The 22784-nt window shown below is 68.4% G+C and carries 21 protein-coding genes; 19 read left to right on the top strand and 2 right to left on the bottom strand.

Translation table 11 applies throughout. The features are described 5' to 3' along the window. Nucleotides 1–277 precede the first annotated feature (277 nt). From AC6RA4_RS09600 to AC6RA4_RS09625, 6 genes are all read left to right on the top strand, one after another. On the top strand, nt 278–1156 hold the full coding sequence (locus AC6RA4_RS09600) for a dihydrodipicolinate synthase family protein (RefSeq protein WP_500159739.1): 879 nt from the start codon (nt 278–280) through the stop codon (nt 1154–1156). Between the two features lie 66 nt (nt 1157–1222). Continuing rightward, on the top strand, nt 1223–2200 hold the full coding sequence (locus AC6RA4_RS09605) for a TRAP transporter substrate-binding protein (protein ID WP_500159741.1): 978 nt from the start codon (nt 1223–1225) through the stop codon (nt 2198–2200). Between the two features lie 72 nt (nt 2201–2272). After that, the gene (locus AC6RA4_RS09610) at nt 2273–2785 is read left to right on the top strand and encodes a TRAP transporter small permease (RefSeq protein WP_500159743.1); all 513 of its coding nucleotides are present in this window, start codon (nt 2273–2275) and stop codon (nt 2783–2785) included. Beyond that, complete coding sequence (locus tag AC6RA4_RS09615; protein ID WP_500159745.1) at nt 2785–4071, top strand: TRAP transporter large permease; 1287 nt, start codon at nt 2785–2787, stop codon at nt 4069–4071. Before AC6RA4_RS09610 ends, AC6RA4_RS09615 begins: the two co-directional genes overlap by 1 nt. Nucleotides 4072–4089: 18 nt before the next feature. Beyond that, the gene (locus AC6RA4_RS09620; protein WP_222605695.1) at nt 4090–4503 is read left to right on the top strand and encodes a DUF3830 family protein; all 414 of its coding nucleotides are present in this window, start codon (nt 4090–4092) and stop codon (nt 4501–4503) included. Between the two features lie 18 nt (nt 4504–4521). Beyond that, complete coding sequence (locus tag AC6RA4_RS09625) at nt 4522–6012, top strand: AMP-binding protein (RefSeq protein WP_500159747.1); 1491 nt, start codon at nt 4522–4524, stop codon at nt 6010–6012. Between the two features lie 70 nt (nt 6013–6082). Here AC6RA4_RS09625 and AC6RA4_RS09630 read toward each other — a convergent pair whose 3' ends face one another. Continuing rightward, on the bottom strand, nt 6083–7000 hold the full coding sequence (locus AC6RA4_RS09630; protein WP_500159749.1) for a LysR family transcriptional regulator: 918 nt from the start codon (nt 6998–7000) through the stop codon (nt 6083–6085). 60 nt (nt 7001–7060) lie between these two features. Here AC6RA4_RS09630 and AC6RA4_RS09635 point away from each other — a divergent pair, with 60 nt between their 5' ends. Then, the gene (locus AC6RA4_RS09635) at nt 7061–9892 is read left to right on the top strand and encodes an FAD-binding and (Fe-S)-binding domain-containing protein (protein ID WP_500159751.1); all 2832 of its coding nucleotides are present in this window, start codon (nt 7061–7063) and stop codon (nt 9890–9892) included. A gap of 69 nt (nt 9893–9961) precedes the next feature. Here AC6RA4_RS09635 and AC6RA4_RS09640 read toward each other — a convergent pair whose 3' ends face one another. After that, the gene (locus tag AC6RA4_RS09640) at nt 9962–11332 is read right to left on the bottom strand and encodes an MmgE/PrpD family protein (protein WP_500159753.1); all 1371 of its coding nucleotides are present in this window, start codon (nt 11330–11332) and stop codon (nt 9962–9964) included. Nucleotides 11333–11537: 205 nt separating this feature from the next. Here AC6RA4_RS09640 and AC6RA4_RS09645 point away from each other — a divergent pair, with 205 nt between their 5' ends. The 12 genes from AC6RA4_RS09645 to AC6RA4_RS09700 all read left to right on the top strand — a co-directional run bounded on the left by AC6RA4_RS09645 (nt 11538) and on the right by AC6RA4_RS09700 (nt 22657). Further along, a complete protein-coding gene (locus AC6RA4_RS09645) occupies nt 11538–12659 on the top strand; it encodes an ABC transporter substrate-binding protein (RefSeq protein WP_500159755.1) in 1122 nt (373 codons plus the stop codon). 50 nt (nt 12660–12709) lie between these two features. Next, a complete protein-coding gene (locus tag AC6RA4_RS09650; protein WP_500159757.1) occupies nt 12710–13774 on the top strand; it encodes a FecCD family ABC transporter permease in 1065 nt (354 codons plus the stop codon). Then, a complete protein-coding gene (locus AC6RA4_RS09655; RefSeq protein ID WP_500159759.1) occupies nt 13768–14520 on the top strand; it encodes an ABC transporter ATP-binding protein in 753 nt (250 codons plus the stop codon). The genes AC6RA4_RS09650 and AC6RA4_RS09655 overlap by 7 nt, the downstream gene beginning before the upstream one ends. Before the next feature lie 384 nt (nt 14521–14904). Then, complete coding sequence (locus AC6RA4_RS09660; RefSeq protein WP_500159761.1) at nt 14905–16071, top strand: ABC transporter substrate-binding protein; 1167 nt, start codon at nt 14905–14907, stop codon at nt 16069–16071. Nucleotides 16072–16126: 55 nt separating this feature from the next. Continuing rightward, entirely contained in the window at nt 16127–16990 is an 864-nt protein-coding gene (locus AC6RA4_RS09665; protein WP_500159763.1) for a branched-chain amino acid ABC transporter permease, read from the top strand. Continuing rightward, nucleotides 16990–17946 (top strand): branched-chain amino acid ABC transporter permease, encoded by a 957-nt coding sequence (locus tag AC6RA4_RS09670; protein ID WP_500159765.1) that lies wholly within the window; start codon nt 16990–16992, stop codon nt 17944–17946. The genes AC6RA4_RS09665 and AC6RA4_RS09670 overlap by 1 nt, the downstream gene beginning before the upstream one ends. After that, on the top strand, nt 17933–18679 hold the full coding sequence (locus AC6RA4_RS09675) for an ABC transporter ATP-binding protein (RefSeq protein ID WP_500159767.1): 747 nt from the start codon (nt 17933–17935) through the stop codon (nt 18677–18679). Before AC6RA4_RS09670 ends, AC6RA4_RS09675 begins: the two co-directional genes overlap by 14 nt. Beyond that, on the top strand, nt 18672–19394 hold the full coding sequence (locus tag AC6RA4_RS09680; RefSeq protein ID WP_500159769.1) for an ABC transporter ATP-binding protein: 723 nt from the start codon (nt 18672–18674) through the stop codon (nt 19392–19394). Before AC6RA4_RS09675 ends, AC6RA4_RS09680 begins: the two co-directional genes overlap by 8 nt. An 18-nt stretch (nt 19395–19412) precedes the next feature. Then, a complete protein-coding gene (locus AC6RA4_RS09685) occupies nt 19413–20636 on the top strand; it encodes a cytochrome P450 (RefSeq protein ID WP_500159770.1) in 1224 nt (407 codons plus the stop codon). An 11-nt stretch (nt 20637–20647) separates the two neighbouring features. After that, a complete protein-coding gene (locus tag AC6RA4_RS09690; protein ID WP_500159772.1) occupies nt 20648–20971 on the top strand; it encodes a 2Fe-2S iron-sulfur cluster-binding protein in 324 nt (107 codons plus the stop codon). Beyond that, nucleotides 20968–22146 (top strand): NAD(P)/FAD-dependent oxidoreductase, encoded by a 1179-nt coding sequence (locus AC6RA4_RS09695; protein WP_500159775.1) that lies wholly within the window; start codon nt 20968–20970, stop codon nt 22144–22146. The genes AC6RA4_RS09690 and AC6RA4_RS09695 overlap by 4 nt, the downstream gene beginning before the upstream one ends. A 22-nt stretch (nt 22147–22168) precedes the next feature. Then, the gene (locus AC6RA4_RS09700) at nt 22169–22657 is read left to right on the top strand and encodes a MarR family winged helix-turn-helix transcriptional regulator (RefSeq protein WP_500159777.1); all 489 of its coding nucleotides are present in this window, start codon (nt 22169–22171) and stop codon (nt 22655–22657) included. Nucleotides 22658–22784: the final 127 nt, after the last annotated feature.

Genomic DNA, 22784 nt, shown 5'->3' on the forward strand with positions numbered 1-22784 from the left:
GGAATAGTCGGGTGCCGAAAAATAATAGCAGGTGACGATTTCCGGCTTGATGTCGAAGGCCTGACAGAGACCATCGGTCATGTCTTTCGTCGCAACCTCCCGTATTTCCTGAGTTGCGTCGCGGTCGATGATTTCGATGAAGGGCATGGTGCGGCTCCTTGGCGGCAGGGGAGAAAACGGCTCGCCGGGAAGCTGACGAGTTGACTCATTATCTGATCAGATCAAACGTGAGTGCAACAGATTTGGATCGGCACTGCCGAGATCGGAAAGGACCGGAATGACCTTCAAGGGGAGCTACACCGTCTGCGTGACGCCGTTCGATGCGGAGGGCCGCGTCGATCTTGAGGCGCTGCGCAGCTATGTCGACTGGCAGATCGAAGAGGGCGTGCACGGCCTGATCCCGCTCGGCAGCACCGGCGAGTTCCTGTCGCTCACCCGTGACGAGCGCGCCGCCGTCGCCGAGACCGTCATCAAGCAGACCGCCGGCCGCGTGCCAGTGCTGATCGGCACCGCCGCCGAATGGACCGACGAGGCGGTCGAAATCAGCCGCGAGGCCGAGGCGTTCGGCGCCGACGGTGTGATGCTGGTGCCGCCCTATTACTCCTCGCCCACCGACGCGGAGCTCACCGTGCATTTCACCCGCGTCGCCGAGGCGCTGTCGATCCCGGTGATGCTCTACAACAACCCGTTCACCGCCAATGTCGACCTCAGCGCCGCCCTCGTGGGCCGGCTCTCCGAGGTCGAGAACATCTCCTACATCAAGGATACGTCGAAGAACGTGCACCGGGTGACCGAGCTGCTCGAGGCCTGCCAGGGCCGGATGACGGTGTTTGCCGGGTATTATCCCTGGGAGAGCTATCTTGCCGGGGCCGAGGGCTACAGCTCGGTGATGTCGAACATCGCGCCGAAGCTCTCGGCGGAAACCTTCGAGCGCACGGTCGACGGCTCCGGAGAGGGCCGCGACCTCTATATTAAGAGCCTGCCGCTGATCAATGCACTGGCAGGCGACCTTTACGTCTCGGCCACCAAGGCCGCGATGACGATGATCGGACGCCCGATGGGCGACCCGCGCCCGCCGCGCCTGCCTCTGCCCGAGGCCAAGCGCGCAGAGCTGGAAACCATTCTGAAAGATCTCGGGCTGCTGGCGGAGGCCTGATCCCGGCGTACGCGCCGGGGGACAATGTCCGCCCCAACAGAGACAAACCCAACAGGGAAGACCATCATGAAACTCACTAACCTCGCCCTCTGCATCGCGCTCGGCGCGACCGCCGTCGCCGCCCCGGCCTTCGCACAGGAGATCACCCTCAAGGCCAGCCACAACGCCAATGCCGACGAGCCCTATGGCGTCGGCATGCGCAAGATGGCCGAGATCCTCGAAGAGAAATCGGGCGGCGCCGCCACCATCGAGGTCTTTGACAACGCCACGCTCGGCGACGAGATGGAGAGCATCCAGGGCACCCAGATCGGCACCGTCGACATCGCCGTGACCGCCAACTCGACGCTGGCCAACTTCGTGCCCGACCTGTCGGTGTTCTCGCTGCCCTTCCTGTTCGACGATGCCGAGCAGATGGACCGCGCCCTGAGCAACCCCGAGGTGCTCGACGCCATCGGCGGCGCGCTCGACGAGAAAGGCTTCCACCTGCTCGCGGTGTTCTCGGCCGGCACCCGTCACATCATGACCAAGAAGCCGATCCAGTCGCTCGCCGACATGGAAGGTCTGAAGATCCGCACCATGCAGAACCCGGCCCACGTCGACACCTTCAACGCCTTCGGTGCCAACGCCACCCCGATCGCCTATACCGAGCTTTACGGCGCGCTCGAGACCGGCGTGGTCGACGGTGCCGAGGCCGCCAACACCAACTTCTACTCGCAGAAGTTCTACGAGGTCGCGCCCGACTGGGCCGTGGTCGGCTGGCTCGAACTGGTCGCGCCGGTGATCATGGGCAAGGCCGCCTACGAGGCGCTGCCCGATGACGTGAAGGCCGCGCTCGACGAGGCGGGCCTCGAGGCCGGCAAGGCCGAGCGCGCCGCCTATCTCGCCAGCGACAACGCGCGCTTTGCGGATCTCGAAAAGGTCGGCGTGAAGATCACCCGCCCCGATACCGCTGCCTTCCGCGAAGCGGCGGCCCCGGTGCAGGAAAAGTATCTCGAGAGCGACGCGCAGAAAGAAATCTTCGAGCTTGTGAAATCGGTCGAGTAATCTCCCAACTTGACCCCACTCCCCCGGCCGCGCCCATCCGCGGCCGGGGCTTCTCGTAAGGAAAGCCCGCGCATGTTCGCCCTTCTGGAACGCCTCTGCCTTGCCCTGCGCTTCGTCGTCTCGGGCGTGGTCATCCTGCTCTTCACCGTGATGATGATCGCGGTGCTGGTGCAGGTCGGGGGGCGATACGTCTTCAACTACTCCATCGCGCAGGCCTCCGAGATCGCGACCTTCAGCCAGATCTGGCTGGTGCTGCTGGGCTCCGGCGTGGCCGTGGCGCGGGGCCAGCACGTGGCCATCGACATGCTGCCCGCGAAGCTTCCGCTGCCCGCCGCCCGCGTCGCACTTGTGGCCATCGCGCTGGTGGTCGCGAGCTTCCTCGCGGTGCTGGCCTATGGCAGCCTGCCGCTGCTGCGCATGGGCGAATTCCAGAGCTCTCCGGCGCTGCGCGTGCCGATGAAATACATCTATGTCTGCCTGCCCTTCGGCGCCGGCTACATGGCGCTCGAGCTGCTGCTCACCGTCATCCAGCGCTGGGACAATCCCTTCCCGCCGCCCGAGCCCGATGCCGAGGAGGCGATCTGATGCTGGTGATCGCTGCCGCCTTCGTCTTCCTCCTGGCCCTTGGCGTGCCGGTTGTCTTCGTGCTCGGCGCCTCGGCGGTGCTCGCACTGGTGACGACCACCGACGTGCCCGTCGCCATCGTCAGCCAGCGCGTCTTTGCCGGGCTCAATTCCTTCACCCTGATGGCGATCCCGTTCTTCGTCTTTGCCGGCGTCATCATGGACGCGGGCGGCATCTCGCGCCGCATCGTCGACTTCGCCTCGGCGCTGATCGGCTGGGTCGTGGGCAGCCTCTACCAGGTGAGCTGCGTCGCCGCCGCGGGCCTCGCGGCGATCTCGGGCTCGGGCTCCGCCGACACCGCCGCGATCTCGGCGATCATGCAGCCGCAGCTGCGCCGGCGCGGCTATGACGTCGATTTCGGCGCGGCGCTGATCGCCTGCGCCGGCTCAATCGCGCAGGTCATCCCGCCGAGCCTGACCATGGTGATCCTCGCGGTGATCTCCAACGTCTCGATCGGGGCGCTGTTCATCGCCGGCGTGCTGCCGGGGCTGATGTGCATCGTGATGCTGATGATCATCGCCTATTTCCAGGCCCGCAAGGGCGGCCCCGCCTATCGCGAGACCGAGCCCTTCACCCTCAAGCGCCTGGGCCGCACAGGCTGGGCGGCGCTGCCCGCCGCCGGGATGCCGGTGCTGATCCTCGGCGGTATCCTCGGAGGGGTCTTCACCCCGACCGAGGCCGCCGCGATCTCGGGCTTCTACGGGCTGCTCGTTGGGCTCTTCGTCTATCGCGACCTCAAGATCGCGACGCTGCCGGGGCTGATCCTGCGCACCGCCTCGCTGTCGGCGGCGGTGATGCTGATCATCGGCACCGCCAGCGTGTTCTCGTGGCTGATCGCCAATGCCAACGTGCCGCGCATTCTCGGCGACTGGATCGCCAGCGTCTCGACCAGCACGCTGATCTTCCTGATCATCGCCAACCTGCTGTTCCTCTTCGTGGGCATGTTCCTCGAGACCATCGCCGCGATCCTGATCATCGTGCCGGTGCTCTCGCCGATCGCGGCACAGATGGGGGTCGATCCGATCCACTTCTCGCTGCTCGTCATCCTCAACTGCGCCATCGGCACCGTGACCCCGCCCTACGGCGTCTCGCTCTTCGTCTCGTCGAGCGTCGCCGGGCGGTCGGTGCTGCAGGTGTCGCGCCGCCTCGGCTGGCCGCTGGCCGGGCTCTTCGCCATGCTGCTCGCGGTGACCTTCATTCCCGACCTGTCGCTGTTCCTGCCGCGCCTCTTCGGGCTCATCGAATAACCTTTCAAGGACAAGACCATGACCAAGCTCAAAGTCACCATCGCCGGCATCGAGTTCGACGCCCGCTTCGAGGAAGAGGCCGCGCCCAAGACCGTCGCCGCCTTCCGCGCCCAGATGCCCTACACAAGCAAGGTGGTGCATGTGCGCTGGTCGGGTGAGGGCGTGTGGATCCCCCTCGGCGAGACCGATTTCGGCGTCGAGTACGAGAACCACACCAGCTTCCCGGCGCCGGGCCAGTTCATCCTCTATCCCGGCGGCATCTCGGAGACCGAGATCCTGCTGGCCTATGGCGGCGTGCATTTTGCCTCCAAGATGGGGCAGCTCGCGGGCAACCATTTCATCACGCTCACGTCGAACCTCGACAAGCTGAAGGAAATCGGGCCCAAGGTGCTGTGGGAGGGCGCGCAGGACATCCATTTCGAGGAAGTCTGACGACCTGAAGGACGGATCATGACGGTGACACCGATCAGCTACGGCGCAAGGCTGCGCCAGCTCGCCGCCGAGCGCGGCGACGCCGAGGCCCTGCGCTTCCTGCCGGCGAAAGGCGCAGAGCAGTCGCTGAGCTGGGAGGCGCTCAACGTCCTGACCGACCGCTTCGCCCGCGCGCTTGCCGCGCGCGGCGTGGGGCAGGGCGACGTGGTCGCCTTCGCCCTCGGCAACATCCCCGCCCATCTGGCGATGGCCATCGCGGTCTGGCGCTGCGGCGCCACCACCATGGTGCTCGATCCCGGCATCCTGCCCGAGACCGCGCAGGCCATGAAGGCGCGCAGTGGCGCGGCGCTGGTCATCGCGCAGCGCCCGGGCACGGGCGACATGACGCTGGCCGAGTTCGAGGCGGAGGCCGCGGCGCTGCCAGAAACCCCGGTCGAGGACCGCATCTCGACCCCGGGCAAGATCGTGCTGTCGGGCGGCTCCACCGGCCTGCCCAAGATGATGTGCGACGAGCGCCCCTTCACCCGCGTGCCGGGCTCGAGCTGGGGCCGGGTGGCGCCGCGGCTCGGCTTCCGCTGCGACCAGGTGCAGCTGGTCTGCGGGGCGATGTCGCATAACGCGCCCTTCACCTGTGCGCAGAACGGGCTCTTCGAAGGCAACCGGCTGGTGCTCATGGAGCGTTTCGACGCGGTGCGTGCGTTGCAGGCCATCGACCGGTTCGAGGTCGGTTTCGCCATGCTGGTGCCGACGATGATGGTGCGGATGATCGACCATCTCGAGGAGAGCGGCGCGACGCTGTCGAGCCTGCACGCGCTCTACCACACCGGCGCGCCCTGCGCCGGATGGCTGAAACAGGCGTGGATCGACGTGCTTGGCCCCGAGCGGGTCACCGAGATGTATGGCTCGGGCGAGAACACCGGCCAGACCACGATCACCGGCACCGAATGGCTCGAGCATCGCGGGTCCGTGGGGCGCGGCTTCGAGACCGAGATCCGCATCTACGGCCCCGATGGCGCGCTGCAGCCGACCGGCGAGACCGGCGAGATCTTCATGCGCCCCGCCGATCTGGGCGCGCGCAGCCACTACACCGGCCCCGACGCACCGCAGCCCGAGCGCGATGCGGATGGCTTCCAGAGCATCGGCGATGTCGGCTGGCTCGACGCCGACGGCTTCCTCTATCTCGGCGGGCGGCGTGACGACGTGATCAACACCGGTGGCGTCAAGGTTCACCCCGAGACCGTCGAGGCGGTGCTGCTGCAGCACCCCGAGATCCGCGACGCGGTGGTGTTCGGCATCGATGACCGCGAATGGGGCCAGCGGGTGGTGGCCTGCGTGGTGCCCAAGGACAACAGCGCCCCCGACCAGCGCGCGCTGCACGATTTCTGCGCCGCGCACCTGAGCCCGCAGGAGATCCCCAAGCAGGTGAAACTTTGCGAGGCGCTGCCCCGCGACGGCTTTGGCAAGATCCGCCGCAAGGCGCTGCGGCAGGACTGGGTCGCGGCAGGGTAGGGCGGGTGCTGGCAGGAGCGCACCGCGACACTTGTCTCGGCGGTCGGCGGAGGTGGTCAAAGCGCAGTTTCTAGCTGGCGAAGGCGATCTTTCGGAAGGTCTCCTCGAACCGCTCGGCGACCGGGCTTGGCGCGCGCCGCGCGTGGGTCAGGAGGTAGAGCTTTCTGTCGAGCTCGAGATCGCGCACCTGGCGGAACACGATGCCGGGGTCGTTGAACAACAGCACCGCGTTGCGCGGCAACAGCGCCACGCCGATCCCCGCGCGCACCAGGCAGAGCTGGGCGATGGTGGAATGGCTGCGCAGCGGGCCGGTCTTCAGCGGTCCGGGCAGGGCGGGGTGCGCGGCGAGCAGCCGCGACGCGCCTGCCTCGGTGCCCAGGTGAATGAGATCCTGCGGGTCGATATCGGCAAGCCGGACGGGCTCGGGGCCTGTCGCGAGCGGGTGATCGGTCGCGCAGGCGAGGCCGAACGGGTCCGTCGCGATTTCGGTCTGCACGAGGTCGGGCGAGTGGCGCGCCCGTCCGGCGATCGCGAGGTCGAGCCGACCGTCCGCAACCATCGCCGCGAGCGTCTCGGCCACATCGTCATGCAGGGTGAGGTTCACCTCCGGATGGTCGCTGCGAAACGCGGCGACGGCCGGCGCGATGAGGGGGGTGATCGCCGAGGGCGTGGCCCCGATGCGCAGCGCCCCGTGCAGGCCGTGCGCCTGTGCCCGCAGCCGGGTCAGCGACAGATCGAGCGCGTCGAGGAGCGGCGCGGTATCCTTGAGGAAATCGAGCCCCAGCGGCGTCGGCACCGGCGGGCGGCTGCGGCGGTCGAAGAGCGCACCGCCGGCGATCTCCTCGATCTGCCGCACCGTCTCGGTCAGCGCCGAGGGCACCACACCAAGCCGGTCGGCGGCGCGGGCAAAGCTGCCCTCGGCCCAGATCGCGTGGATCGCCCGCAGGTGGCGCAGATTGAAATTCGTATTTTTCGTATCAATCTTCATATCTTTCAATTTTAAAGAACGCGCTGCTTCGGTCAATATGCGCCGACCAAGGAGACCTTCATGACCGCACCTGACCGCCGCCTTTCCGATGCCATCGCCACGCTGCCCGCCGCCCTGCGCGCCGCCAGGTTCCGCGGGGAGGTGGAGCGCGACAGCGCCCTGCGTGCGGCCATGTCGACCGACAACTCGGTCTACCGCATCCTGCCCGATCTGATCGTCGCGCCGCGCGATGCCGAGGATGTCGTGACCTGCATGGCGGTGCTCGAGACACCTGAGTTCGCGCACCTGCCGCTCACCGCGCGCGGCGGCGGCACCGGCACCAACGGGCAGAGCCTCAACCGGGGCGTGATCCTCGACATGCGCCGCCACATGCATCGGCTGCTCGCCGTCGACCCCGAGGGGCAGTGGGCCGATGTCGAGCCGGGCATCGTGCTCGACGATCTCAACGCGCAGCTGCGCCCGAGGGGGCTGTTCTTCGCGCCCGAGACCTCGACCTCGACGCGCTGCGCGGTGGGCGGCATGGTCTCGACCGACGCCTCGGGCAAGGGCTCGCGGATCTATGGAAAGACTTCCGACAACCTTCTCGGCGTCGAGATTGCCCGCGGGCAGGGTCTGGTCTCGAGCCTCGCGCCGGCCCCCGGCTGGGCGCAGCCGATGCTGCAGGCCGCCGAGCGCGCGGCGCGGGCGGGGCGGGCGGCCTTCATCGCCAACACGCCGCGGCTCAACCGCCGCTTCACGGGCTACGATCTCGAGCGCGCCTGTCCCGAGCAGGGCGGCTTTGACTGGTGGCGGCTGTTCCCGGGATCGGAAGGCACGCTGGGGCCGATCACCCGCATCCGGGTCAGGCTGCGGCCGCTGCCCAAGGAGAAGCGCCTCGTGGTGGCGGGCTTCGCCAGCTTCCGCGACTCGCTCGCCGCCGCGCTGCCGCTGATGCAGGACGATCCCACCGCCATCGAGGTGATGGACGAGCGGGTGCAGGCACTGGCCAGCGAGGCCGGGCTGTTGGGGCGTCTGCCCGAGGCGCTGCGGCCCAAGGGGGGCGAAAAGCTCGCCTATACCTTCGTGGAGTTCAACGGCGACAGCGCCGAGGCGCTCGAGGCCGGGCTTGCCGCCTGCGAGGCGCGGCTGCGTGGCCTTCCGGGCATCCGCGCGGTGCATGTGGCCTCCGGCGCCGAGGAGATCCGCGAGCTCTGGGCGATCCGCTCGGCCGGTGTCGGGCTGCTCGGGAAGGTCGAGGGGCGGGCGCGGCCGGTGGCCTTTGTCGAGGATTGCGTGGTGCCGCCCGAGGAACTGCCAAGCTTCCTCGACGGCTTCCTCGAGATCCTGACCCGCCACGGGCTGAGCTTCGGCATCTACGGCCATGTCGACGTGGGCTGCCTGCACATCCGCCCGGCGCTCGACATCGACGCCGAGGAGGATCGCGCGCGGCTGGTCGCGGTTTCGGATGAGATCTATGCGCTGGTGAACCGGCATGGCGGCATCTTCTGGGGCGAGCACGGCAAGGGCGTGCGTGGCGCCTATCTCGAGGGCTGGATCGGGGCGGAGGCCTATGCGGCGCTGCAGGGGGTGAAGGCGGCTTTTGATCCGGCGGGCCGGTTCAACCCGGGCAAGCTGGTGGCCACCGACACGCCGGTGATGGGCATCGCCACCACGCCCTTCCGCCCGTTCAACGCGCCCGAGGGCGATCCGCTGGAGAAGGCGTTTCGTTGCAATGGCAACGCGCAATGCCTGAGCTATGCCGCCACCACGCCGATGTGCCCGTCGTTCAAGGCGACCGAGGATCTGCGCCACTCTCCCAAGGGCCGGGCCGATGCGATGCGGGCCTGGCATGAGGGCAAGCGGACGGGCGCGCAGACGGTCTCGGAGGCGGATCTCCTGGGCACGCTCGACACCTGCCTCGGCTGCAAGGCCTGCGCCTCGACCTGCCCGGTGCAGGTCGACATTCCCTCGATGCGGGCGGCGGTCTATGCCGAGGTCTATGCCGAGAAGGCACGCCCGCTGACCGACCGCGCCATGCTGCTGGCCGAGCGGCTGAGCCCGTGGCTGCTGCGCGCCGCACCGCTGACGCGGCCGTTCTGGCCGCTGGCGCGCAAGCTCACCGAGCGGGTGCTCGGCGTCACCGACCTGCCGTCCGAGATTGCCCGCCCGCTGCCGCGCGCGTCGCGGATCTCGCTGCGAGAGCTCGGGCAGGAAGCACAGCCGGAGCGCACGGTGCTGGTCTGGATGGACTGGTTCTCGGCGCTTTACGATGAGCAGACTCAGAGGGACGTGCTGCGCGGGCTGGAAGCGCTCGGCTATGTGCCGCGCTTCGTCGAGATGCTGCCGGCGGGCAAGGTGGCGGGCGATCTCGGCGATCCCATGGCCTTCCGGGCGATGGCAGAGCGGCTCGCGGAGGCGCTGCGCAGGGGCGCGGCGACCGGCGCGCCGATGATCGGGCTCGACCCGGCCTTCGTGATGGCGCTGCGTCAGGACTACCGCAAGGCGGGGTTCGACGTGCCGGAACTGCTGCTGCCGCAGGAGTTCCTCGCCGCCGAGCTGCGCGCCGGTGCCAAGCTGCCGCAGGCCAAGGGCGGGGCGCTCAGCCTCTTCACCCATTGCACCGAGAGCACTGCGGCCCCTGCGGCCCGCAAGGACTGGCAGGAGGTGTTCGAGGCGCTCGGACTGGCGATCGAGACGCCGACGACCGGCTGCTGCGGCATGGCCGGCATGTTCGGCCACAAGAACCGGCACCAGGAGATGTCGCGCAAGCTCTTCGACCTGAGCTGGGCCAAGCCCGTGGCCGAGGCCGAAGAGGCGGCCGCCACGGGCTTTTCCTGCCGCTGCCAGAGCGAAAGGCTGGGGGGCAAGGCTCTGCGTCATCCGCTCGGGCTGATCGCCGACCGGCTGGGCTGACCGGCCGTCCTGGGCCGGGGCCCGAGACGGCCCTTGCGCGCCGCAGACCCTGCCTGGGAGCCGGACAGCTCAGTCCGGCACTGACAGCCGCGCCAGGTCGGAGACGTTGGCAAGCTCGCCGGTCTTCCACGCCATGTCGAGCAGCGCGGCGGTGCGGTCTTCGCCGATCACCAGCGCCGATTGCACGCGGAACTTGTCGGTGATCTGCGCGTCGGTCAGCGGCACCTCGCGGCTGCCGATGGCGCGCTCGACCACCTTGCGGGCGGTGGAGCCGTCGCGGAAGGTCACGTCGATGGTGACCGAGGCGCTGTGGCAGTCGGGATCGGCGGTGGCGGTGATGCGGTCGCGCAGGTCGATGATCTCGGGCAGGCGGACCACCTCGTCGGTGAAGGCGGTGGGCGCGCCGTCGCCGCGCTGCAGGGCGCAGGCGGTGGAATGGAAGACGCTGAACTTGCCCTCGAGCCCGGTCTTCGGGTCGCGCTTGCCGGTCAGCTCGAGCACCAGCGGATGCGCGGTGAGGTGCACGCGCTCGATCTCGTTCACCTTCTTGCCCAGCTCCTCGCGGAGCTGAATGCCGCCATCGATCGCCGGGTGGATGACGATGCCGCAGGCGAAAGGCTTGTAGGAATTGAGCGCGGCCTCCCAGCGGCTGCCGAGCCCGCCGAGGATCTCGTCCCAGTCCTGCTTGTCCGACATCACGCAGGCAAAGCCGCGCGGCGCTTCGAGCACGCGCTCGGAGCTGTCGAACCCGGCCTGCGCCATCAGCGCCGAGGCCAGCCCGTTACGGGCGGCGCTGCCGGGGTGGAAGCTCTTGGTCATGGTGCCGAACTGCTCGCGGAAGCCCGAAGCCTGGGTCCCGGCAAGACCGAAGGCCCATTGCATCTGACGGGTGTCGAGCCCGAGCAGCTTGCCTGCGGCGGCGGCGGCGCCGAACACCCCCGCGGTGCCGGTGATGTGCCAGCCACGGTCATAGTGATGCGGGTAGACGGCATTGCCGATCCGGCACTCGACCTCGACGCCCAGGATCAGCGCGGTCAGCAGATCCTCTCCCGAGACGGTGCGCGTCTCGGCCAGCGCGAGGATCGCCGAGGCCACCGGCCCGGCCGGGTGGATGATGGTCTTGAGGTGGGTGTCGTCATAGTCGAGCACGTGCGAGGAAATGCCGTTCATCAGCGCTGCGTGCAGCGCGTCCATGCGCTCGGTGCGGCCGAGGATCGTCGAGGTCGCCGGGCCGCTGAACGGCATCAGCGCCTTGAGCGCGGCATCCACGGTTTCATGCGAGGCGCCACCCACGGCACAGCCCAGCCAGTTCACGAAGGTGCGCAGGCCCTCCTGACGGACCTCGGCGGGAATGTCGGTGGTCTGGGTTGTCACGACCCAGTCGGCAAGCTGCTGCGTGACGTTCGGGGTGCCGGGCGGGGTGGGTTGGTGGCCGCTCATGAGGTCCTCTTGCTGGGAATCCGTTCGATGCCCGGCACCTTGCCCCGCAGGCCTGTTAACTGTCAACAGTTTGTCGTCAACACCTGATGCCCGATGATGTCCAACTGTAGTTCGGTTGAAGATGACTGTTTTGCTCAGTTTTTAGATTGATCAAAAAAGTCAGGAATGGTAGCGGCAAGAAAACGACCAACAAGAGGTGGCCAACGTGACCCTTCGTCTTCTTGCCAGCGCCGCGGCGCTTTCGCTGATTTCCGCCATGCCCGCGCTTGCCGATCCGCTCACGGTGACCGATGTCGCCGGCCGCGAGGTGACGGTCGACGGACCGGTCGAGCGCGTCATCCTCGGCGAGGGTCGTCAGATCTTCTTCGCGGCGGTGCTCGACAGCGAGAACCCGTTCGAGCGCGTGGTCGGCTGGCGCGACGATTTCCTGCAGGCTTCCCCCGAGAGCTATGCCGCCTATGCCGAGAAGTTCCCGGCGCTGCGCGACATTCCGACCTTTGGCGGCTTCAAGGATGGCACCTTCGACATCGAGCAGGCGGTGGCGCTCGATCCCGACGTGATGATCATGAACCTCGAGTCGAAGGCCGCCACCGACGAGGCCGGCTATGAAGAAAAGCTCGAGAAGGTCGGCATCCCGCTGGTCTATGTCGATTTCCGCGAAAAGCCCTTCGAGAACACCCAGCGCTCGATGGAGATCATCGGCAAGCTGTTCGGCGAAGATGACCGCGCCGCCGAGTTCAACGCCTTCTTCGACGCGCAGATGGCCAAGGTCACCGACGTCATCGAGGCGCAAACCGATCTCGAGCGCCCGCTGGTCTTTGTCGACCGGGCCGGCGGCTACACCGAGGATTGCTGCATGTCCTTCGGCGACGGCAATTTTGGCCACATGGTCGAGGTCGCCGGGGGCACCAACATGGGCAGCGCCTTCATCCCCGCCACCTTCGGCACGGTGAATGCCGAGCAGGTCATCGCCTCGGACCCGTCGCAGGTGATCGTCACCGGCGGCAACTGGGATGCCTACGTGCCCGGCGGCGACTGGGTCGGCATGGGCCCGGGCTCGGACATGGCGGCGGCGGAAGCCAAGCTCGCCAAGCTGATGCAGCGCCCGGCCTATACCGGCGTCGCGGCGGTGGCGCAGGGCAACGTGCATGGCATCTGGCACCAGTTCTACAACAGCCCCTACAGCTTTGCCGCGGTCCAGAAGATCGCCACCTGGCTGCACCCCGATCTGTTCCCGGATCTCGATCCCGATGCGACCATGAAGGAGCTGCACGCGCGCTTCCTGCCGGTGGATTATCGCCCCGGCTACTGGGTCACCCTCGACTGATCCCCTCGGGCGGGCCCTCGCGGCCCGCCAACCTCATTTCGGGAAATCCCATGGCAAGCCTCGATCTCGAAAGCCAGCCGGACACCGCGACCGCCTACCGTGCCCGCGCCGCGCGCCGCGTTGCGCTGCTGTTTCTCCTCGCCGGGCTGCTGGTGCTTTCCGTCGCCGTCGACGTGTCGCTCGGCCCGGCGCGCTACGCGGTGGGAGACGTTCTGAAGACCCTCTTTGCGCCCGCCAGCGCCGAGCTGCAGATGCGCGTGGTGGTCTGGGATATCCGCATGCCGATGGCGCTGCTCGCGGTCACCGTGGGCGCCAGCCTGTCGCTCGCAGGGGCGCAAATGCAGACCATCCTCGCCAACCCTCTGGCCAGCCCCTTCACCCTCGGCCTCTCGGCCGCCGCGAGCTTTGGCGCGGCGCTGGCCATGGTGCTGGGCGTGGCGCTGTTCCCGGCGGCGCTGTCGGTCATGGTGCCGGTCAATGCCTTCGCCATGGCGATGGCGGCCTCGCTGCTGATCTTCGGCCTCTCGACCCTGCGCGGCGTCACCGTCGAGACCATCGTGCTGCTCGGCATCGCGCTGGTCTTCAGCTTCAACGCGGCGCTGGCCCTGCTGCAGTACTTTGCCACCGAGCAGGCGCTTTCGGCGGTGGTGTTCTGGACCATGGGCAGCCTCACCAAGGCGACCTGGGGAAAGGTGGCGCTGACCGCGGTGGTGCTGGCGGTCTGCGCGCCGCTCTTTGCGCGCCGGGCCTGGGCGCTGACCGCGATCCGGCTGGGCGAGACCCGCGCCGCCGCGATGGGCGTGCCGGTGCGGCGGCTGCGGCTCGAGGCGCTGGTGCTGGTCTCGCTGCTGGCGGCCGTGCCGGTGAGCTTCGTCGGCACCATCGGCTTCATCGGCATCGTCGGGCCGCACGTCGCACGGCTGCTGCTGGGCGAGGACCAGCGCTTCTTCCTGCCAGGCGCGATGCTTTCGGGCGCGCTGATCCTGTCGGCCACCTCGGTGCTGTCGAAGGCGATCTTGCCCGGCGCGGTGCTGCCCATCGGCATCATCACGGCGCTGGTCGGCGTGCCGTTCTTCGCGGCGCTGATCCTGACGAAAGGGCGCAAGGCATGGTGAGCCTGCAACTCGACGGGCTGAGCGCCCGCTACGGTCAGCGCGAGGTGCTGCGCGAGGCCAGCACGCCGCCGATCGCGGGCGGAGTGCTGACCGCGCTGGTCGGGCCGAACGCCGCCGGCAAGTCGACGCTGTTCAAGCGCATCGCGGGGCAGATGAAGGGCGCTGGATCGGTGCGCTTCACCGGCGCGAACGCGCAGGATCTGCGCTACATGCCGCAGGATACCGGCATGACCGCCGCGCTCACCGTGTTCGAGTCGGTCATCCTCGCGCTGAAGCAGGGCGGCGGCGGCTGGCGCCTCAGCTCTGCCGAGCTCTCGGCGGTCGATGCGGTGCTGGCGCGGTTCGGCATCGCCGGGCTCGCCGAGCGCCAGCTCGCCGAGCTTTCGGGCGGGCAGCGTCAGGTGGTCTCGCTGGCGCAGACGCTGGTGACCCGGCCCAAGGTCGTGCTTATGGACGAGCCCACCTCGGCGCTCGACCTGCACCGGCAGTTCGAGGTGCTGGACGCGCTGCGCGTCTATGCGGGCGAGACCGGCGCGGTGCTGATCCTCGCGCTGCACGATCTCAATCAGGTGATGCGCTGCTGCACCACGACCATCGCGCTCGCGGGGGGGCGGATCCACGCCACCGGCCCGACGCTTGAAGTTCTGCGGCCCGAGCTGATCCGGTCGCTCTACGGTGTCGAGAGCCGCGTGGAGACCTGCTCGCGCGGCTGCCCGATGATGATCGTCGACGGTCCGGCGGCCTGAGGGCTGCCGGGTCGTTGTCGAACGGTCCGCTTGGATCGGGCCGTTGGCGGCAACGAAAAATCAAATGCAATGAGTGCGTTGAAGATCCGGCTTCGCGGCGATGCGAGCGCCGGGCGGCCTGTCGTGCAGATCTCGCAAACATGCACTGTTGACATATCAACTCAAGGCGGGCAGGCTGCATTCAGTTGATGAATCAACTATGGCGCTGAGGAGAGCGCCATTCAGGAGGACCAACACCCAGTTACGACGGTGACGCCGGCACACCCTGCCGGCGACCGCTGACATCCGGCCCGCGCACCGGATATCGCCGCTGCACGCGGCACAATTCCGCCTCGGAGGAGAGGCGATCCGCGCCGGCAAGAGGCGCAAAAACGGGAGGAAACCATGACTATTCGACACATCCTGACCGCCGTCTCGGCGGTCTGCGGTCTCGGCTTGACTGTTGCCACCGCTGACGAGATCAAGGTGGGCGTCATCGCGCCCTTCTCCGGGCCGTTCGCCCAGTATGGCATCCAGTACCAGCAGGCGGTCGAGGCCTACCAGTCGCAGCACGGCACCTCTGCCGGCGAGCACGAGATCAGCTTCATCTACAAGGATGTGGGAGGGGTGAACCCCGACCAGTCGCGGGCGCTGGCGCAGGAGCTGCTGATCCGCGACCGGGTCGATTACCTCGCCGGTTTCACCTTCACCCCGAACGCGCTGGCGGTCGGCCCGGTGATCACCCAGTCCGAGACGCCCACGGTGATCTTCAACGCCGCCACCTCGGCGATCAACAAGGAGAGCCCGTTCTACCTGCGCACCAGCTACACGCTGCCGCAGGTCTCGGCCCCGGCGGCGGAATGGGCCTATGACCAGGGCATCCGCACCGTCGTCACCACGGTCAGCGATTACGGCCCCGGGATCGACGCCGAGACCGCTTTCAAGGCGGCCTTCGAGGCGAAGGGTGGCGAGGTCATCGAGAGCGTGCGGATGCCGCTCTCGACCACCGATTTCACCCCGATCCTGCAGCGCGTGAAGGACGAGGCGCCGGACGCCGTCTTCACCTTCCTGCCGGGCGGCCCGCCGACCTTCTCCTACACCAAGACCTACAACGAGAACGGGCTGCGGGAGGCCGGGATCACCTTCCTCGGCACCGCCGAGACCGAAGAGACCAACCTGCAAGGTCTGGGCGAGATGGCGGAGGGCCTGCAGACCGTCTACCACTACTCCCCTGCCCATGACAGCGAGGCCAACCGCGCCTTCTTGGCCGCGCTGAGCGAGCTGCATCCCGACGCCATCGCCAACTGGGCCTCGGTCGGTGCTTATGACGGCGTGCACCTGATCTACGAGATGGTCGAAGCGGCGGGCTCGGACGGGCCGGCGGCGGTCGAGGCAGCGCTCGGCCTCAAGTGGGAGAGCCCGCGCGGCCCGCTCGAGATGGATCCCGAGACCCGCACGGTGATCCAGAACGTCTATATCCGCGAGGTCGCGCGCAACGCCGAGACCGGCCTGCTGGAAAATGTCGAGCAGGGCGTGATCGCCACCGTCGGCGATCTCGGCTGGACCAAGTGACCGGCAGGACGGGCCGCCCCGCGCTGGCCCGTCCCACCTGAACACGGGACACATCATGAGCCTTCTTCTCAACATCGCGGTCGATGGCATCGCCTATGGCATGATCCTCTTCATGATCGCCGTCGGCCTGTCGGTGACCATGGGGCTGATGCGGGTGGTCAACCTCGCCCATGGCGGCTTCGCCCTGATCGGCGGCGCGCTGGCGCATTGGCTGGGCCGCGAGCTGGGCCTGCCCTTCCTCGCCGCCGCGGCACTCGCCATCGCCGGCACCGTCGCGCTGGCCATGCCGCTCGAGCGGCTGGTCTACCGCCGGATCTACGGCTTCGGCGAGCTGCAGCAGGTGCTGGCCACCATCGGCCTGACCTTCCTGATGATCGCCACGGTCAACCTCTGGCTCGGCTCCTCGCTGCTGGCGATCCCGCTGCCCGAGGCGCTGCAGCGCTCGATCGACCTTGGCTTCCGCCAGCTCACGGCGCACCGGGTGACGGTGATCGTGGTGGGGCTCGCGGTGATCCTCGGCCTCTGGGCGCTGCTCGACCGCACCCGCTTTGGCATCCGCCTGCGCGCCGCGGTCGACAACCGCGACACCGCCTCGGCGCTCGGGATCGACACCGGTCGGATCTACATGCTGACCTTTGCGCTCGGCGCGGGGCTCGCGGCGCTTGGCGGCATCCTCGGGGCGGAGCTGCTGCCCATCGATGCCTATTACCCGCTGCGCTACATGGTGCTGTTCCTCATCGTCGTCGCCATCGGAGGGCTGGGCTCGATCCTCGGCTCTTTTGCTGCGGCGCTGGCCATCGGCCTCGTCGAGACCGCGAGCCGCTACCTGCTGCCCGACCTCGCCACCATCGTCACCTTTGCGCTGGTGATCCTGTTCCTGGCGCTGCGCCCGCAGGGCCTCATGGGGAGGGCATCGTGATGACCCGTCCGTTCGTTCCCGCACTCGTCATGCTGATCGCAGCGGTCGCGGCCTATTTCCTCTTTCCCTACAACCTCGCCTTCCTGACCCGCATCCTGATCATGATCGTGCTGGTGCTCTCGCTCGACCTGGTGCTGGGCTTTGCCGGCATCGCGACGCTGGGGCAGGCGGCGATGTATGGCGCCGGCGCCTATGCCGCCGGGCTCTTCGCCATCCATGTCTGGGCCGACCCGGTCGCGGGGCTGCTGATCGGCGCGCTCGCCGGAGCGGCGCTGGCGGCGCTCTCGGGCGCGGTCTTGATGCGCACGCAGGGGCTGACGCTGATCATGCTCACCATCGCGGTGGCGCAGATCTGCGCCGAGAGCGCCAACCGGGCGCGCCCGGTCACCGGCGGCGCCGACGGGCTGCGCGGCATCCGCCCCGGCAAGGTGCTCGGGCTCTGGGAGTTCGATTTCATCGGCATCACCGGCTACTGGTACGCGCTCGCGGTTGCCGGGCTGGTCTTCGCCGCGCTCTTCGTCATCGGACGCTCGCCCTTCGGGCTGTCGCTGCGCGGCATCCACGAGAGCCCCGAACGCATGGAGGCGATCGGCGTCTCGGTCTATCGCCGCAGGCTCGCCGCCTACACGCTGGGCGGCGGCATCGCCGGCATCGCGGGCGCGCTCAGCGCCCAGATCACCCAGCTCGTCAGCCTCGAGGCGTTTTCCTTCACGCTCTCCGCCGAGGCGCTGATCATGCTGATCCTCGGCGGCACCGGGCGGCTCTACGGCGCGGTGCTGGGCACGGTGATCTTCATGGCGGTGCATCACACCGCCGCCGCCAACGATCCGTTCAACTGGCTCTTCGTCATCGGCGCGCTGGTGCTTGCGGTGGTGTTCTTCCTGCCCTCGGGCATCGCGGCGCTGCCCACCAGCCTCAAACGTCTCGCCAAGGGAGGTCGTCATGCAGGGTCTTGAGGTTCGCGGGCTTTCCAAGCATTTCGGCGGGCTGGTGGTGTCGGAGAACATCGACTTCGACCTCAAGCCCGGGGCGCGCAAGGCGCTGATCGGCCCCAACGGGGCGGGCAAGAGCACCTTCGCCAACCTCGTCACCGGCATCCTCACCCCCTCGGGCGGCACCATCCGCTTCGACGGCGAGGACATCGCCGGGCTCGACGAGGCGCAGCGGGTCAAGCGCGGCATCGCCAAGACCTTCCAGATCACCACGCTGTTCCCGCGCCTCACGGTGCGCGAGAACCTGCGCCTGCCGGTGCTGGAACGCGAGGGGCTGGGGCGGCGCATGTTCGCCCGTGCCGACAGCAACCGTGCCATCGAGGACGAGATCGCGGCGCTGATCGACCAGTTCGACCTCGGCTCGCTGGCCGACCGCCCGGTGCTCGATCTGGCCTATGGCCAGCAGCGTCTGGTCGAGATGGCGCTGAGCCTGGCGCTGAAGCCGCGGGTGCTGATCCTCGACGAGCCCGCCGCCGGCGTGCCCTCAAGCGAGACCCACCTGATCATCGAGGCGATCGAGCGGCTGCCGCTCGAGCTGGCGGTGCTGGTGATCGAGCATGACATGGATCTCGTGTTCCGCGTCGCGACCTCGATCGTGGTGCTGGTGCAGGGGCGCATCCTGACCGAGGGCACGCCGCAGGAGATCGCCACCAACGCGCAGGTGCGCGAGCTTTACCTGGGAGGGGCGCATGGCTGAGGCGCAGGCAGACACCACGCTGGAACTGAAAGACGTCACCGCCGGCTACGGCCCGACCCATGTCCTGCGCGGCATCGACCTCACCGTCGTGCCGGGCGAGCGGCTGGCGGTGATCGGGCGCAACGGGGCGGGCAAGACGACGCTGCTGAACACCATTATGGGGCTGACCCGGATGCATGGCGGCAGCGTGCAATATAAGGGCCGCGCCATCGACCGGCTCGCCCCCTATAAGCGCAACGCGCTGGGGCTCGGGCTGGTGCCGCAGACCCGCGACATCTTCCCCTCGCTCACGGTCGAGGAAAACCTGCTGTCGTGCATGCGCGGCGACGCCACGCTCGACGAGGCCTACACCCTCTTCCCGCGCCTCAAGGAGCGCCGCCGCAACGGTGGCACCCAGCTCTCGGGCGGCGAGCAGCAGATGCTCTCAATCGCCCGCACCCTGATGACCCGGCCCGACGTGATCCTGCTCGACGAGCCGCTCGAAGGGCTCGCCCCGGTGATCTGCGAGCAGCTCATGGAGGTGTTCGAACAGCTCGCCAGCGACGGCCGCCGCGCCGTGGTGCTGGTCGAACAACATGCCGAGGCCGCGCTGGCCTTTGCCAACCGCGCCATGCTGATGGCCAACGGCGCCATCGTTCACGAAGGGCCCGCCGAGGCGCTGCGACAGGATGCGGAGCTTCTGCATCGCCATGTCGGCGTCGCGCTGGCGGACTGAGCCGAGAAAGGACCTGCCATGACACTTATCGAAGGCCACAAGCCCATCACCCCCGCAGGCGGCGTCGCGGTCTGGGATGTCGATCCCTACGACACCGAGATCCTGCGCGACCCGCTCGAGTATTATGCCAACCTGCGCGCCCAGGGCGAGCTGACCTATATCCCGCGCTACAGCGTGCTGGCGGTGGGGCGCTACGAGATCACCCGCAAGGTCTTTGCCGACCACGAAAATTTCGTCTCCTCGCGCGGCGTGGGCCTGAACGATTTCAAGCTCGAAGACCCGTGGCGCCCGCCCTCGATCATTCTCGAGGTCGACCAGCCCGAGCACACCCGCACCCGCAAGGTGATGTCGCGCGCGCTCTCGCCCAAGGTGGTCAAGGGCTTTGCCGAGCTGTTCCAGGAAACAGCCGACCGCCTGGTCGACGAGCTGCTCGAGAGGGGCACCATCGAGGCGGTGAGCGACCTCGCCGAGGCCTTCCCGACCACGGTCTTCCCCAAGGCGGTCGGCATGACCGACGTCAATCCGCGCCATCTCGTCGATTACGGAGCGATGGTGTTCAACGCGGTCGGCCCCGACAACGCGCTGCGCCGCGAGGCGATGCGCCACGCCGGCGAGATCGTGCCCTGGATCAACGCCGCCTGCGCCCGCGACCGGCTGAGCGCGGACGGGCTTGGCGCGATGGTCTACGCCTCCGCCGACGATGGCACGCTGACCGAGGCCGAGGCGGGGATGCTGGTGCGCTCCTTCCTGTCGGCGGGCGTCGACACCACGGTGACCGGCATCGGCAACGCGCTCTGGTGCCTGTCGCAGAACCCCGACCAGTGGGAGGCCCTGAAGGCCGATCCGAAGCTGATCCGTCCCGCCTTCGAGGAGGTGCTGCGCTACACCTCGCCGGTGCACACTTTCGGCCGCACCGCCGGGCGCGACACCGAGATCGCGGGCTTCCCGGTCGAGGAGGGCAGCAAGGTGCTCTGCGTGCTGGGCGCGGCCAACATGGACCCCGAGAAATGGGGCGACCCGGAGGTCTTCCGCGTCGACCGCAGGCCGGTGGGCCACGTGGCCTTCGGCGCCGGCATCCACGGCTGCGTCGGCCAGAACATCGCCCGCGGCGAGCTCGAGGCGGTGCTCGGCGCGCTGATCCGCAAGGTCGACCGGATCGAGCCGGCGGGCGAGGCCGTCTGGCGCCCGAACAACGCGATCCGAGCGCTCGACCGGCTGCCCATCACGCTCATTCCGAACTAAGGAGACCCCCTATGGTCAAGGTAACCTACGTCGCCCATGACGGCACCCGCACCGAGCTTGAGGGCGATCCCGGCGACAGCGTCATGAGCCTCGCCATCGCCAACGGTCTCGACGGCATCGTCGGAGAGTGCGGCGGCTCGATGATGTGCGCCACCTGCCATTGCTATGTCGATGAAGACTGGCAGGCGGCCGCGGGCGACCGCATGGACGGCGAGGAAGACATGCTCGAAAGCGCGGTCTGCGAGGTCACCGAGCGCTCGCGGCTGTCGTGCCAGATCACCCTGAGCGAGGCGCTCGACGGGCTGGTCGTGCACCTGCCGGAGGAGCAGGTATGAGCGCGGGGCGCGTTGTCATCGTGGGCGCGGGGCAGGGCGGGCTGCAGGCCGCCATGTCGCTGCGCCAGGAGGGGCATTCCGGCCCGATCACGCTGATCGGCGGCGAGCCGGGGCTGCCCTACCAGCGTCCGCCGCTCTCCAAGGCCTTCCTCAAGACCGGCGAGGCCGACAAGCTGGCGCTGCGCCCGGAGAGCTTCTTTGCCACCAAGGAGATCACCCTGCGCACAGGCGAGTGGGTCGACGCCATCGACCGCGAGGCGGGGGTCGTCCGCATCGGCGCCGAGGCGCTGCCCTTCGATCACCTGATCCTCGCCACCGGCACGCGCAACCTGCGCCCGGCCATTCCCGGCGTCGAGCGCGCGCTCGATCTGCGCACGCTGGAGGATGCCGCCGCGCTGCGCGCCGCGCTCGAGCGTCCGCGCAAGGTGGCGGTGATCGGCGGCGGCTTCATCGGGCTCGAGTTCGCCGCCGTGGCGGCGGGGCTGGGCCATGAGGTCAGCGTCGCCGAGGCCGCGCCGCGGCTGATGGCGCGCGCGGTCTCGCCCGAGATGTCGCGCCGCTTCCGCGCGCTGCACGAGGCGCTCGGGACAAAACTGCACCTCGGCAACGGTGTCACCGAGGTCACCGAAACCGGGCTGACCCTCGCCGACGGCCCCGAGGTCGCGGGCGATCTCGTGCTGCTCGCCGCCGGAGTGCGCCCCAACACCGAGCTGGCCGAGGCCGCCGGGCTCGAGATCGCCAACGGCATTGCCGTCGATGCCGAGCTGCGCACGCGCGATCCGCGCATCTTCGCGCTTGGCGATTGCGCCGCCTTCCCCGAGCCCGGCAGCGGGCGCCGGATCCGGCTCGAAAGCGTGCAGGCCGCCACGGATCACGCCCGCGCCATCGCGAAAACCATCGTCAAAGGCGCCTCCGTGCCGTATGCGGCGGTGCCGTGGTTCTGGTCGGATCAGGCGGACCTGAAGCTACAGATCGCGGGGCTCGCCGATCCCAGCGATGACAGCGTCACGCTCGAGGATGGCGCGGTGCTGCGCTTCCGTGGCGAGCGCCTGACTGCCGTCGAAACCATCAACAACGCCAAGATCCACATGAAGGCGCGGCGTCTGCTGGCCGCCGACCCGGTGCCGACCCGTGACAGCCTCCTGCAAAGGAATTATGACCTGACAGCCGCATGACCGAACCTGGAGCCGCCGCCCCGTGACCGAAAAGCCGATGGACCGCATCTCGAGCCCGACCCGAGACCGTGCCGGGATCCGTATCCTCGACATCGACCATTATGCGCCGTTCCTGCTCAACGCGGTGAGCAGCGCGTGGCAGCGACAGACCTCGGCGATCTACCGGCGCGATTTCGACCTCGGCATCGTCGATTGGCGCGTCATGGCGATGCTCAACATCGAACCCGAGATCACCGCCAACCGCATCTGTGAGGTGATCCGGCTCGACAAGGCGGCGGCCAGCCGCTCGCTCAAGCTGCTCGAAGCGCGCGGGCTCGCCAGCTACGCCGCCGCCGGCAGCGATCCACGCCGGCGCAGCTGGTGGCTGACCGATGAGGGGCAAGGGGTCCATGCCGAGATCCTGGCCATAGCGCTTGAGTGCGAGGCCCGCATGCTGGCCGACATTCCGCCGCAGGATTACGAGACCTTCCTTGCTGTCATGCACAAGATGCTGGCCAATCTCGACACGTGATTTCGGGGGGGCGGCGGCTACTCCGCCGCCTGCCTGAGGCTCGCGATCAGGTGGTGGAACATCTCGCCCTTCACCCCGACATGGCTCTTGAGCGCCGCCGCCCCCCCCCCGGCGTAGCCGGCCACGA

It is taken from the genome of Salipiger sp., assembly GCF_059781815.1.

Coding starts and splice junctions, on each gene's coding strand:
- AC6RA4_RS09600 (WP_500159739.1), top strand. CDS start 278: ATGACCTTCAAGGGGAGCTACACCGTCTGCGTGACGCCGTTCGATGCG.
- AC6RA4_RS09605 (WP_500159741.1), top strand. CDS start 1,223: ATGAAACTCACTAACCTCGCCCTCTGCATCGCGCTCGGCGCGACCGCC.
- AC6RA4_RS09610 (WP_500159743.1), top strand. CDS start 2,273: ATGTTCGCCCTTCTGGAACGCCTCTGCCTTGCCCTGCGCTTCGTCGTC.
- AC6RA4_RS09615 (WP_500159745.1), top strand. CDS start 2,785: ATGCTGGTGATCGCTGCCGCCTTCGTCTTCCTCCTGGCCCTTGGCGTG.
- AC6RA4_RS09620 (WP_222605695.1), top strand. CDS start 4,090: ATGACCAAGCTCAAAGTCACCATCGCCGGCATCGAGTTCGACGCCCGC.
- AC6RA4_RS09625 (WP_500159747.1), top strand. CDS start 4,522: ATGACGGTGACACCGATCAGCTACGGCGCAAGGCTGCGCCAGCTCGCC.
- AC6RA4_RS09630 (WP_500159749.1), bottom strand. CDS start 7,000: ATGAAGATTGATACGAAAAATACGAATTTCAATCTGCGCCACCTGCGG.
- AC6RA4_RS09635 (WP_500159751.1), top strand. CDS start 7,061: ATGACCGCACCTGACCGCCGCCTTTCCGATGCCATCGCCACGCTGCCC.
- AC6RA4_RS09640 (WP_500159753.1), bottom strand. CDS start 11,332: ATGAGCGGCCACCAACCCACCCCGCCCGGCACCCCGAACGTCACGCAG.
- AC6RA4_RS09650 (WP_500159757.1), top strand. CDS start 12,710: ATGGCAAGCCTCGATCTCGAAAGCCAGCCGGACACCGCGACCGCCTAC.
- AC6RA4_RS09655 (WP_500159759.1), top strand. CDS start 13,768: ATGGTGAGCCTGCAACTCGACGGGCTGAGCGCCCGCTACGGTCAGCGC.
- AC6RA4_RS09660 (WP_500159761.1), top strand. CDS start 14,905: ATGACTATTCGACACATCCTGACCGCCGTCTCGGCGGTCTGCGGTCTC.
- AC6RA4_RS09665 (WP_500159763.1), top strand. CDS start 16,127: ATGAGCCTTCTTCTCAACATCGCGGTCGATGGCATCGCCTATGGCATG.
- AC6RA4_RS09670 (WP_500159765.1), top strand. CDS start 16,990: ATGACCCGTCCGTTCGTTCCCGCACTCGTCATGCTGATCGCAGCGGTC.
- AC6RA4_RS09675 (WP_500159767.1), top strand. CDS start 17,933: ATGCAGGGTCTTGAGGTTCGCGGGCTTTCCAAGCATTTCGGCGGGCTG.
- AC6RA4_RS09680 (WP_500159769.1), top strand. CDS start 18,672: ATGGCTGAGGCGCAGGCAGACACCACGCTGGAACTGAAAGACGTCACC.
- AC6RA4_RS09685 (WP_500159770.1), top strand. CDS start 19,413: ATGACACTTATCGAAGGCCACAAGCCCATCACCCCCGCAGGCGGCGTC.
- AC6RA4_RS09690 (WP_500159772.1), top strand. CDS start 20,648: ATGGTCAAGGTAACCTACGTCGCCCATGACGGCACCCGCACCGAGCTT.
- AC6RA4_RS09695 (WP_500159775.1), top strand. CDS start 20,968: ATGAGCGCGGGGCGCGTTGTCATCGTGGGCGCGGGGCAGGGCGGGCTG.